The organism is Pseudomonas donghuensis (assembly GCF_000259195.1).
Classification (GTDB): Bacteria; Pseudomonadota; Gammaproteobacteria; order Pseudomonadales; family Pseudomonadaceae; genus Aquipseudomonas; species Aquipseudomonas donghuensis.
On sequence record NZ_AJJP01000228.1, the window covers coordinates 1 to 856 of the forward strand.

At 61.4% G+C, this 856-nt stretch carries 1 protein-coding gene; it reads right to left on the reverse strand.

Annotated elements, in window-relative coordinates:
- Positions 1 to 856 (reverse strand): amino acid permease (locus tag UW3_RS0102285; RefSeq protein ID WP_010220578.1); only part of this gene is annotated, 856 nt, incomplete at both ends.

The following is an 856-nucleotide window of genomic DNA, read 5'->3' on the forward strand; positions in this document are numbered from 1 at the left end:
ACGGCAATCACCAGGTACACCAGCAAGGCGATGGCGCCGGTGGTCGACAGCAGGAAGCCAAAGACCTTGCCCGGGAACACATAGTTGACCAGGCAACCGGCAAAGCCGGCGAAGGTCGAGAGGATTACCGCCACGGTCGGCACGCCATTGCCGGAGATGCGCTTGGTCATCTTCAGCGCTTCGCCGCGCGAGCCCAGCGAATAAAGCATGCGCGAAGCGGTGTACAGGCCCGAGTTCATGCAACTGGTCACTGCCACCAGCACCACCAGGTCGACCATCAGCTTGGCGCCGGGCACGTTGAGCACCTCCAGCACCCGCTGGAACGAGCCCACCGCCTTCAGACCCGGGTCGTTCCAGGCCACCAGTGAAACGATGAAGAAGATCGAGACGATGTAGAAGATCGCGATGCGGTACACCACAAGGTTGGTGGCCTTGCGGATCTTGTCCTTGGGGTTGGCCGTTTCATCGGCGGCGATGGTGACGATCTCGGCGCCGAAGAACGAGAAGATGGTCACCAGCACGCCACCGAGCACCGCACCGAAACCGTTGGGCATAAAGCCGCCGCTGGCCCAGAGTTGCTGCACACCCGAGACTTCGGCCAACGGCCAGACGCCGAACACCGCCAGGGTGCAGACGCCGATGAAGGCAAGAATGGCAATGACCTTGATCAGCGCGAACCAGTACTCGAATTCACCGAAGTTCTTCACGCTGATCAGGTTGGTGCCCGACAGCACGATCATGATCAGGAAGGCGAACAGCCACGACGGCACGCCGGGGAAGTAGGCGTGCAGGATATCGGCGCCGGCAATCGCCTCGACCGGAATGATCAGCACCCAGAACCACCAGTACAGCCAGC